This window comes from Paenibacillus nasutitermitis (genome assembly GCF_014641075.1).
Classification (GTDB): Bacteria; Bacillota; Bacilli; order Paenibacillales; family Paenibacillaceae; genus Paenibacillus_Z; species Paenibacillus_Z nasutitermitis.
Genome location: NZ_BMHP01000003.1, coordinates 838,754 through 851,065, shown reverse-complemented (window position 1 = coordinate 851,065; position 12,312 = coordinate 838,754). Strand labels below are relative to the sequence as shown.

General features: G+C 42.1%; 6 protein-coding genes. 4 read left to right on the top strand and 2 right to left on the bottom strand.

What is annotated here, in order from left to right; genetic code table 11:
• Positions 1–379 precede the first annotated feature (379 nt).
• Entirely contained in the window at positions 380–2,836 is a 2,457-nt protein-coding gene (locus IEY46_RS22635; RefSeq protein WP_188995271.1) for an NHL repeat-containing protein, read from the bottom strand.
• A 273-nt stretch (positions 2,837–3,109) separates the two neighbouring features.
• The gene (locus IEY46_RS22630) at positions 3,110–5,566 is read right to left on the bottom strand and encodes an NHL repeat-containing protein (RefSeq protein WP_188995268.1); all 2,457 of its coding nucleotides are present in this window, start codon (positions 5,564–5,566) and stop codon (positions 3,110–3,112) included.
• 796 nt (positions 5,567–6,362) lie between these two features.
• On the opposite strand from IEY46_RS22630, the gene IEY46_RS22625 reads away from it, so the two are divergent.
• From IEY46_RS22625 to IEY46_RS22610, 4 genes are read left to right on the top strand one after another with little or no spacing between them, the layout of a single operon-like run.
• On the top strand, positions 6,363–7,979 hold the full coding sequence (locus IEY46_RS22625; protein ID WP_188995266.1) for an extracellular solute-binding protein: 1,617 nt from the start codon (positions 6,363–6,365) through the stop codon (positions 7,977–7,979).
• Positions 7,980–8,014: 35 nt separating this feature from the next.
• Entirely contained in the window at positions 8,015–8,956 is a 942-nt protein-coding gene (locus IEY46_RS22620) for an ABC transporter permease (protein ID WP_188995265.1), read from the top strand.
• Positions 8,950–9,813: a carbohydrate ABC transporter permease gene (locus IEY46_RS22615; protein WP_188995264.1), complete on the top strand. Its 864-nt coding sequence runs from the start codon at positions 8,950–8,952 to the stop codon at positions 9,811–9,813. The genes IEY46_RS22620 and IEY46_RS22615 overlap by 7 nt, the downstream gene beginning before the upstream one ends.
• A gap of 60 nt (positions 9,814–9,873) precedes the next feature.
• Entirely contained in the window at positions 9,874–12,144 is a 2,271-nt protein-coding gene (locus tag IEY46_RS22610) for an AraC family transcriptional regulator (protein WP_188995263.1), read from the top strand.
• Positions 12,145–12,312: the final 168 nt, after the last annotated feature.

Genomic DNA, 12,312 nt, shown 5'->3' with positions numbered 1-12,312 from the left:
AGCCCCTTGCCCTTGTGTGGCAGGGGGCGTTTTTATAAATATGACCCACATAAATATGTTAATATTCTAAAATAAGGAAAGCGGGATGAAATTGAATAGTCAAAAAACAATGTTTGTTTTAGAACGGCGTATTGGTGGATGGTATGCATGGTCTCAGGTAAAGGTGTTGGGGAGCTGTCAAAATGAATAGAACTTATTTTTGTCCGCTATTAAAAGGGCTCTTGATGATATGAATGAAATATGCGAAGAGTGCCCAATTTGAAGGATTTCCGAATTGATTTGCATTCGCTAAGATCAGAGCAGCGGCGCAGAGAGAATCTTCTGTGCGCCGCCATAATCACTGTATAAAAAGAGATACTCAGGTCAGCAACTAGTCCTATTAAAACGCATAACGGAATATATCAGTCCCACTAATGTAGTAGAGATTTCGAAACTCGTCTTCAATTAGACGGACTTTGGAGTTGGCCGTGCTCTCTATTGTGGTTACCGCCTTTGTTGTAGGGTGGATTTTAAAGAAATAAGTTCCCTTGATCACTCCGTACACATACCCATCCTTGCCGTTTACTAACGAAGCATCAAGAACGATGCCCGAAGATGCGGTAGGCCCATAAGTAACAGTCGGGAAAATGTTGCTATTGTAGACAAATGTTCCTGTCGTAGGGTTATAGATGAATAAATACCCTTCAGCCATCATCCAGATGTTATTGTCAGGTCCTACCGTAACGGCGGTAATCGCGGCAAGTCCGGATACAGGAAGATTGATCGCCGTGGATGTTCCGGTAGAAATGTTATACTTCAATAGTTTCGCGCTAGTCTCTGATGGAGCCACGCCTAGCCCCCCTGAGATTGATGTCCCACCGTAAATATATCCGCTTTTATAAGCAAGCGCTATAATACTCTGATGATAGACAATGTTGCGATTGACTGTATACGTGCCGGTTGATGGATCGTAAATCGTGAGCGCTCCTCCAAGCTCCCCGTAGGAAGGCACGGAGCCAATGAATAATTTCCCTTCCGCGCTTACCATGGTGCCAGGACGATCTTGCTTGTCTGCCTTGAGATCAAATAACTTGACCGGGTTGCTACCAATCGACCAAGGATTAGCAGGATCATACTCGTATATGAATGCTTCGGGATAAACCCCGGTATATAGCTTCCCATTTAAGAATGCCATACTCTCTGATTGCCCGACTCCGCGCTCTATCGTGATTTCGTCTGAACGCATGGAAGTATATATTCCTGTACCGCCAGTGAGGAATCCGCCCGTATAAATCTTATTGTCCGGTCCCTTAACCAGATTCTGAAGGATTGTTGGAGTAGCCGATACTCCTGACACGTAGGCGTTGGTAACGGTTCCGTTTTGAATATTATATTTGGCAACTTGAATTTTGCCCAAGTTATTCGCAATTCCCACCAGTGTATATCCCGGGTAGTTCGTTTGATCCGCCAATTGTATGAGTTTAAAATCTTGTGCATTCAGAAACGACACTCCGAGGGAGGTGTAGGTCTTGGAAGCAATATTGTAAGTATGCAGCACGTTATCCTTGACAAAGTACACAAGTCCTCCAGACACCTCTGACACAAGGGAGGACGTTACCTTGTCAATCTCTGCTTCTTTCGTGACAACCCCTCCCGTTATATCGAACACGATCGTTTTGTAACTAGGCAACACTCGTGCAAACAGCTTTCCACCTTCGATGTCCAGATTGTATACAAACTGCTCGGAAGAATAGCTAGCTGGCAATACACTCGTGCTCACGCCGGTCGAGACGTTATATTTGATTAGATGCGCATGTGAGCCAACACCTGCATAAACGATGTTATTTGTCGGATCATATGCAACGCTTCTGACGTACTGCTCGCTGCCGACTAATGGACTGGAGCCAAGCTGCGTAAAGCCTGATTCGGGAGTATATTTCATAAGTTTCGAGTTTGGAAAGGAACCAATGAAAACAGATCCAGATGGACCAGGAGCCAGAGACCACAGGAAGGGTTGACCTCCTGCTTGCCCCAGGTCGACAACGCTTGATGCGCCGGGGGTATATTGAAACAATTTACCGTTATTGTAGGTACCCGCGTATATTTTTCCATCTGTTGCTTTAGTGACTGCCCAACCTCCTGCCGCACCAGAAAGGGCATAGGTGGAGGTGCTTAATGTATCCACATTGATTGAAGCCAACCGGGCGTCAATTCCCGTAGCCCCGTCCACTACAGCATAGATCGTATCGTTATTGGATCCATCTTTGCCGAAAGTTGCCGAATGGATGGATGAGCTGGTGATTTGTGTCCCGACGTTCATAAGCGATTTAGTAACAAATACATCGTCCCAATAAGTAGTTCCAACGTTCGCCCCACCTGAATAAAGAAGTACCGTTACATAGGCAGTGCCTGCCGGCGCTACACCCGTCGTCTTCAAATAGGTCCAATCGCTTACCGGTGTGCTCTTCGTTGAGTAAGCAGCGCCCAGATAGGATTTAGAACTGTTCCAAAATCTCACGTATAGATCAGCAGCCCCGCTATCGATGTAGGCCCTAGCATAGGAAACATATGTGGTTCCAGCCAGCGCCGGAAGGTAATCGCTTTCGGTTCCAACGGCGTCCGAGCTTGTTGTATCGACAATTTTAAGACTTTTAGTACCGGTATACGTTTGAGTTGTGGAAGAGGAAATGCCGCCAGTTCCGTACTTTTGCGTCCATGAGGTCGTTCCGGACTCGAAGCTGTAGTTGGGTATTAATAAATCAGCCGCAAACGCGGGGGTGATCCAGACCAATGTGGCAAACAAACTACATAATAAGCTTGCGGTCAATGTCTTTGCGATCCCTTTTACTCGGTTCATAAAAAAACACCTCCATTTAGTTTCAACAATGTGATTCCTTGATACTCCGGTATAATTATTTTCCGGATAGCGACCGTCCGATGTGTCCTAGTAACCTGCCAGACGTGCCGTGTCAGTACCATTTGTTTCAACTTCGAACGCGTACAGGAGTCTCCTTACTACGGCAGCAGATCCACCTTCACGTCTTCGAAGCAAATTTTGGCCTTCGATGCGTGTAGACCGAAGATTCCGCGGGAAAGGATCGTAAGTAGTTCAACTTACGATTCCTTGAAACTAAAATGCATAACGGAAAATATCCGTTCCACCGATGTAATATAAATTCCGGAATTCGTCTTCTATTAGTCTGACCTTGCCGTTCGCTGTGCTTTCAATCGTAGTGACGACTTTAGTCGTAGGATGGATTTTGAAGAAGTAGGTTCCCTTGATTACCCCGTAAACATAACCGTCTTTGCCAAGAATCAAAGTTGCATCCGCAATTACGGTAGATGAGGCGGAAGGTGCATAAGACACAGAAGGAAATAAGTTGCTGTTATATACAAATGTGCCCGTGGAAGGATTGTAAATAAACAAGTAGCCCTCCGCCATCATCCAAATGTTGTTGTCTGGGCCGACCATCATTGAAGTAATGGCGGCCAGTCCTGAAACAGGAAGACTGATTGTTGTCGATGTCCCCAGAGCGACATTGTATTTCAATAGTTTCGCGCTGGTCTCGGATGGCGCTATTCCAAGTCCACCCGAGATGGAAGAGCCACCGTAGATATAGCCATCTTTATATGCAAGCGAGATAATGCTCTGATTGTTGACGAGATTCCGCTTTACCGTATGAACGCCTGTCGAAGGATCATAAATGGTGAGCGCACCGCCGAGCTTGCCGTACAATGGTACTGTCCCAATAAACAATTTTTCGTTCGCGCTGATCAAACTGACGGGACGATCCTGATCATCACCCTCCAGATCGAACAGCTTGACCGGACTCGTCCCCATGGACCACGGCAGGGAAGGATCTTGTTCGAAGATCTCCGCAGAAGGATATACTCCGTAGTAGATTTTTCCATTGAGAGTCGTCATGCCTTCTGCTTGCCCTATTCCACGTTCGATATCGATCTGATCCGAGCGCATGGATGTATAGATACCGGTCCCTCCGGTAAGGAACCCGCTAGTATATATTTTATTGTCCGGGCTCTTAACGATGTTCTGGAGAGTGGACGGCGATTCCGGAATACCAGTAACATAATTGGAGGTATTCAAGCCAGTTTGAAAGTTATATTTGGTAACACTAATGTTGCCCATTTTGTTGGCGATCCCCATCAATGTTACGCCGGGATAATTGGTTTGATCCGCCAACTGAATGAATCCGAAATCATGAGTATTCGGAAAAGGAACACCAAGCGAGGTTGTGGTTTTGCTGGCGTAATCATAGGTGTAAAGCACATTGTCTTTGCTGAAGTAAGAAATCCCACCTTGCGCCTTCGACATAATATTGGAGGTGACTCGGTCAATCTCTGCTTCTTGGGTCACGCTCCCGCCAGTCAGATCAAAGACGATTGTTTTGAAGCTGGGTAGCAGCCTGGCGAACAATTTTCCGCCCTCTATATCAAGATTATTTACAAATTCCTCTGACATATAGCTAGAAGGCAATACATTGGTTCGAATTCCTGTAGCGACGTTATATTTAATCAGATGGGCATGTGCCCCAATTCCTGCGAAGACGTTGTTATTCGTTGGATCATAAGCTACGCTGCGAACATAGCTTTCTCCGGTGACCAGAGGACTTGGACCGAGCTGCGAAAAACCGGATCCAGGAGTATACTTCATAAGTTTAGCATTCGGGAAAGACCCCATATAGACAGAACCCGATGCGCCCGGGGCAACGCTCCACAGAAACGATTGTCCGCCTGCCTGACCGAGGTCGACTACGCTGGAGGCTCCCGGTGTATATTGGAACAGCTTCCCCCCGTTATACGTGCCTACATATATTTTGCCGTCAGTAGCTCGAGTGATTGCCCAACCTCCTCCTGCACCTGGAAGAGTATAGGTTGTCGCGACTAAGTTATTTACATTGATCACTGCCAATCGAGCATTGACTCCGGTAGCTCCGTCCACTACGGCATAGATCACATCGTTATTAGAACCGTCCTTGCCGAATATCGCAGAATGAATGGAAGCGCTTGTAACTTGCGTGCCCACTTTCATCAGTGATTTGGTAATGAAAACATCATCCCAGTAAACGGTACCAACGTTGGCTCCACTTGAGTACAATAATGCAGTCACGTACGCGGTGCCGGCAGGCGCTTCCCCCGACGCCTTCAGGTAGGTCCATTCGTCCACGGGGGTGCTTTTGCTTACGTAGGTTGTACTCAGATAAGTCTTCGAGCTATTCCAGAATCTTAAATATAGATCTGCGGAGCCTGATTTAATATATGCTCTCGCGAATGTCACATAGGTTGTTCCCGCCGTAGCCGGCATGTAGTCGCTCTCAATTCCATAGGGCCCTGAACTGTTGCCGTCAACGATTTTCAGGCTGTTGCTTTCTGTGAAAGCCTCATCGCTGGAAACGCTAATACCACCCGAGCCGTACTTTTGGGTCCAGGAGCTTAACCCGAATTCGAAGCTGTAGTTCGGAACAAGCAAATCGGCTGCAGCCGCCTGGAAATGGGGGAATACCATCGCTAATATAAACAAAGTTACACTGACCGATACGGTCTTAAACACTACTCTTATTCGTTTCATAAATAACCTCCGATCCAATTTGGTATAACGTTCTACTACAAATCTGGTGCATGCTCCTTTTTTTGAGTGTAGTGCTTGACCCAGTTCATTAAATGATAATGCAAACCCTCCTTTGGTTATTTCTAGAAACGTATGCGCTTTCATTTCTGAGTTTATCTGCCTTTCACTGGAAAGTTTGATGAAAGGCTACAGACAAGATTATATTCCTGCGGGTTATATATTCAAGAATGCATTTTCGTAAGCATTACAATTTTCCGCATCGGGGTACTATCGATTGTGGATTTTACTGTAACAGAAGGACTTCGTTCGTGTAGAAATTGAACAAGATGCGAAAATCGGCGGTTGAGGGCTGGAAGTTTGCCGCAGCATCAGTCTACAAGGAGAGTTGAAAAGCCAGAGGAGTCTGTGCAGAAATTCGACCCAGAAAGACAGTTTCATTTCTTGATCCGTTATATTATGGAAATAGATAATAAATAATCATAGCATGTTTATGCTGATAAAGAGTATGATTCCGGGCAAAAGAGAAATTGATCATTATCTACCTATTTATCATTTTCTACACCACTGAAACCCTTGATATGATTGGTTTTTTTAAGAATATTACAGATTGAATATGGCTTTAATTATAATGGTGAAAACGCTTTATTTACAAACATGAAATGGGCAAATAGAATGTGAACTGTCAGGTGCGTCATCTGAAAGTGAGAATTTAGAAACTTAGAAAGAGAGGTTAGCAGGTTCGGTATTGTAGTGGATTAGATATGTTGAAAAAGTTAAATAATTGGGAGGGAAAAAAATGTCGAGAAGTTTTTTTAGAATTACATTAATTCTGTCATTAGTTATCACCATCTTAGCCGCTTGCAGCGGGAAAACAAACGAAAATGCAACAAACACAACAACAAACACAGATGCACCAAGCGATAAACCTGCTGCAACAGAAGATCTTACTAATAAGTATGGTGACACTGGTGGATTAAAGCTTCCATTGGTAGATAAGCCTACAACAATCAACTGGATGCTGGTAAGCGAAAATCCAGCGAACGACAAATTGATTGCCAAAGAAATTGAAAAACGTACAGGGATTACACTTAATATAATAACAACTCCATCAGCGACATTCCAGGACAAGTTAAGAGTAACCATGGCTTCAGGGAAGCTTCCCGATATTTTCCATGGTATTACGCCTTCGGAATTGAAAAAGTTGGGGCAACAAAAAGCAGTAGTCGCAATCAATGATTACTTGGATATCCTTCCAAATTTCAAAAAATTGTATATTGAACAAAATGATTGGGTTGTGAAGTCATTTGGCGATGAGAATGGAAAGATGTATTCTTGGCCCATTTACAATATGAATCGTGATGTAAATCATGGATTTTTGTATAGAAAAGACATTTTCGAAAAAAACAATATCCCTGAATGGACGGATACAGATGGATTTTATCAAGCTCTTAAAAAATTAAAAGAGATTTACCCGGCTTCTTATCCGTTCGCTTCCAGTCGTAAAGCCAATATTTTTAAAGACATTGCTTATGGATGGGGAATCGGTGGATTGGATTATCCTATGTATTATGACGAAACCACAAAAACATGGAAATTTGCACCCACTCAACCTGAGAACAAAGAAATGTTGACTTTCATGAAAAAACTTTATAACGAAGGCTTGATTGATCCTGAATTTTTAACGGACACACCCGATTCATGGACTTCCAAGATGACAACGGATAAAGCCTTTGTCACATTCGACTGGATCGGCCGCTTGGATTTATTCTACAATCAAGTGAAATCACAAATTCCTGATTTCAACCTGCGCTACGCTAATCCCGTGGGGCCGACAGGTAATATCAGAACACTGCCGAAAATTGATGCAAACTGGAGCATTACAGTAGCGAACAATGAAAATAAAGAAGCCGCATTGAAGCTGCTTGATTACCTTACCAGTCCTTCTGGTGCTGCATTAGTTACATTAGGTGTCGAGGGAGAAACATTCAATTTCGACGCAAACGGCAAACCGGTTTATCCTGAATTGGAGGATGTACCTTTAGTTGATATTAAAGTATTGGAAGATCGTTATGGGCTATGGCTGGAAGGCATGTACCTAAACCCTGACAGACGCAGTGTGTACTATAACTATACTGAGAAGGAACAAGAGGCACAGGACAAAATTCTTTCAGCAAAAAAATTCGAGCCCTTGGACCCGGTTTTGAATTTTACGGATGCAGAAACGGCAACAATTGCGGAGCTCCAAACATCGCTTCAGAAAGCTGCAGAAGAGTTTAATACGAAATTTGTACTTGACAAGACTTACGGGGACCAACAGTGGGAGGCATGGCTAAAGAATGCTGATAAACTCGGTGCCAGCAAATTAGCGGAAATATTCAATGTGGCTCAAGAACGCTTTGATACGGTCCAATAGTTTTACGATAACATAATAGTGGTAAGGCTACTCGGATGATTCCCATCCGAGTGTCCTTATCTAAGATAGGAGTAAAAGCAATGATCAAGCACATGAAACGGGACAAACAACTATTGATTCTCTTCATTCCTTGCATACTATTCTATATCATTTTTCGTTATGGACCCCTGTATGGTCTGATTATTGCCTTTAAAGACTACAGTGTATTCACAGGGATTATAGATAGTCCATGGGTAGGGCTGAAGCATTTTAATCGCTTTTTTTTGAGTCAGGATTTCTTTATGCTATTCAAAAATACACTATTGCTTGGATTTTTTTCTTTGGTTTTCGGGTTTCCCTTTCCGATTATATTAGCGATTATGCTCAATGAAATCAGGGTACACTGGTTTAAAAAAATTATACAAACAGCTAGCTATCTACCAACGTTTTTGTCTGTTGTTATTATCAGCAGTATGATTATCGACTTTCTTTCACCGAATAACGGTTTGATTAACCAGTTCATATCTCTTCTCGGATTTGAGAAAAAGTACTTTCTGATTGATCCCGATTGGTTTCGACCCATTTATGTTATTTCTGACATCTGGTCCAGTATGGGCTATGAAGCCATTATATTCTTAGCAGCTATTGCCAGTATTAGTCCAACTCTATATGAGGCAGCCAAGGTGGATGGATGCAGCAGATTCCAAATGATGCGTCATATTACACTTCCAGGCATTCTGCCTACCATCCTTATCATCTTCATTCTAAAAACAGGATCGATGATTCGTATCGGTTACGAGAAGGTATTACTTCTTTACAATGCGATGACTTATGATGTAGCGGATGTCTTTTCCACCTTTGTGTACCGGAAAGGCTTGCTCGAATCGAATTATAGCTACGGAGCAGCAGTAGGCATGTTTGAAGCTGTAGTCGCCATGGTGATGTTAATCGGAGCTAATTCGATAAGCAAAAGGCTTGGGGGCGGAGGAATATGGTAGGGATACGCAAATTATCTTTTTTTGATATGATAAACTATTTATTTTTAATAGGTATTGCCCTTGCAACCGTTTATCCGATAGTCTATATTACAGCGGTATCATTTAGCGATACATCCTATATTGTTCAAGGAAAAGTGTTTCTATTTCCAAAAGGGTTTAATATTGAAGCATATAAAGAGGTTTTATTGGATAATAAAATCCCAAGGGCCTATCTAAATACTGTTTATTACACTGTTTTGGGTACATTTATCAATCTATTGTTCACCTCTATTGCTGCTTATCCATTGTCGCAAAGAAATTTTTTCGGTCGTAAAATATGGATGCCTGCCATTGTCGTGACTATGTTTCTTCAGCCAGGCATTATCCCCAATTTCCTTATTGTACAGAAGCTTGGACTCTTAGACAGCGTGTGGGCTTTGGTTATCCCCAATGCGATTTGGACCTTTGAATTAATTATTCTAATTAGTTTTTATGAAAGCGTGTCCAAACAAATTCGCGAAGCTGCACTCATTGATGGTGCATCCGAATACCGAATCTTATTTAATATGGTGATTCCGCTTTCCAAGCCGGCGCTTGCCTCCATTGGCCTGTTTTACTTTGTCGGCCATTGGAATAGCTTCTTTCTTCCGATGATTTATTTAACAGATCAAACCTTGTATCCGTTGCAGGTAGTCTTAAGAGGCATGCTAATATTTAACGAGGGCAATGGCTCCAGCCTTGTCGATTCAGCTGCATTGGCACCTCAGGCAATGAAGAACGCGACGATTGTTCTGTCGATGATTCCCGTATTGATGATTTACCCGTTTGCGCAGAAATATTTTGCCAAGGGTGTGATGCTGGGGTCCGAGAAGGGATAAGGATCCAGCCATTGCTTGAGTTGGTCACCTATCATGATGAACAAGGAGATGACTAACCGGATGAAACGTATGTTTACTAATCTAGGTTTATTGCAAATATTTTTTTCGTTGATGTTAGTCATCTCTATCATGTTTGGGTCTACTTATTATGTCTATAAAAACTCGATCTCTGGAATCTATGAAAAAGTCAGTCAAAATAATAACCTTGTCGTTAAATCGATTGTACAATCTTTTGATAACAGCTTCAAATCGGTAAATAACTTGATTTATTCGATTCATGGCCTGCCACCATACGATAATTTAGTATTTCCTGAGGATGACCTTACCGACATGAGCAAGGTCTACGATTTAGTGGAAAATCTCTCCACCCTGGTTTCTTCTCTCGATTATATTGAGGAAGTCCTCGTCTATTACGACAACGCGAATTTGGCAATTACCTCAAAAGGAACGAGTAGCTTCCCCTTTTTTTTCAACAACCTATATAAACATCAGTTATATAATGCCGATTATTGGAAAGCTTATTTGCTCAGCAAGCACTCCTTTAAAATCTTCCCGGCAGAAACCTTCAGGATTTCATCGGAGTTTAATCAGCAAGTTTGGAATAAAAAACTGTTGGTCGTTGTTGATGGAAATAAGGCACGGCTGTCCAATAAGAACGTAATGATTCTCATGAATGTTGAGAAATTAATGAAGCATGTGAATCAAAAATCGATGATACCGGGTGCATCTTTGATTGTCCTTGATCAAGATCGCAATATTATTCACAGTACGGAGGAGACCTTAGATCTAATGGAGGTTTTGAATGACGTTTATTTCAATGCCTCTCAGGAAGCGTCTTTAACTCGCGAAGATTACGAATACAACTTCTATAAGTCGGAATATAACGGTTTTATTTATATCGACAAGGTACCCTACCAATTCCAGAATATTGATTCTGTTGCCACAGCCAATTATAGGATCATGCTGACTGCTATAATCAGTGCGATCGTTTTATCCTTTTTTCTCAGTATTTATTTAAATAACCCAGTCAAGAATATTCTCCGGCTGCTTGGCGGCGGAAATAGCAATGGCAATGACTTTCGTAAAATTCACAGTGGGATCGTGAAGATTCAAATGGACAATGAATCATATAAAAATCAGCTGTCCTTTGTTGAATCAGAGCTGCGTAGAGGGGTTTTTCTCCAAGCCTTGGATGAATATGCCCACACGAAGGAACATAGCATTCAAATGCAGCACTACTACCCCGATTTTTTTCGCCACAAATGTTTTGTTATGGCTGCTCTACAATTAAATCAAATAGATAATGAACAAAGTCTTTCTTTAACGGTTGAAGAAATTGTCGAAATGATTCAGCGCGCTTTTAAGCGTGACAAGCTTGATGCGAACGTGTTTCATGTGAAAAATTTGCAGTTTCTAGTAGTCATGGGATTGGAACAAGTAAGCGTTAGAGAAAAGCTTATTAAACGTTTGCGTTCCTCCGTAACACTTTCAGAAAGCGAAGAGCTGCTGGGATTTTCAGTATGGGTTTGTATAAGCAAAGTGTACACCTCGGAAATTGATAATTTTAAACGTGCCTACTGGGATGTTATGAATGGCAGGATGTATCGGAATGTCAATGACGATGTCAATGTGATCGATGTTGAAGACATCCAGTTTAAATGGGATATTTACTATCCATTTGAGCACATGGAGAAGCTTGCGAATTATATATTGAATCGGAAAATAACAGAAGCTATTCATATGATTAAAGAAATTATGCAGGAAAACGCCGAGCGGAATATCCACCATCACCAGCTGGTCCATATCGCTAAAACCATGTTTTTTTACATGCTCAGACATGCGGGAGGATCAGCTAACGTAAACAATGAATTATATAAGCTTGAAATCAACTTTTTCCAGAAGATAGAAGACGCTCTTAGCTATAGAGATGTTGAAAATGCGCTCATAGTGGTGACGAAGTATATCGGAAATCAAAATAAACCTGAGTTTAAAAATAAATTAAATCCGGCATTCGTCTCGCAATATATTGAATTGCACTATATGGAAAATTTATATTTGGATGATATCGCAGAAGTGCTGGAAACGTCGCCGAAATATTTTTCAAACTATTTTAAAAAGACGTTTGGCATTAATTATGTCGAATATCTCAATAAAGTGAGATTATCGCATGCAAGAGAATTGCTTAGAGATACAAATGCATCGATTGCTGAAGTCGGAGAAAAAACGGGATATCAGAATGCGTCCACGTTCACAACCACATTTAAGAAATATTATGGGATTTCCCCAAGTGAATATAGAAAGCATAGTGACGTAACTTTAGGGATGAAATAAAGATGAAAGCGATAGCTGCGCAACATGGAGAGATTCTAATTACCGAGTTGAGCAAACCCGAGCTGCCAGCTGGACATGTACTGGTTCGCACTGAATATTCGGCCATAAGCCCTGGAACAGAAATAGGCAGGCACGTTCAAGATTAATAATCCTACTCGTAATCCTCAT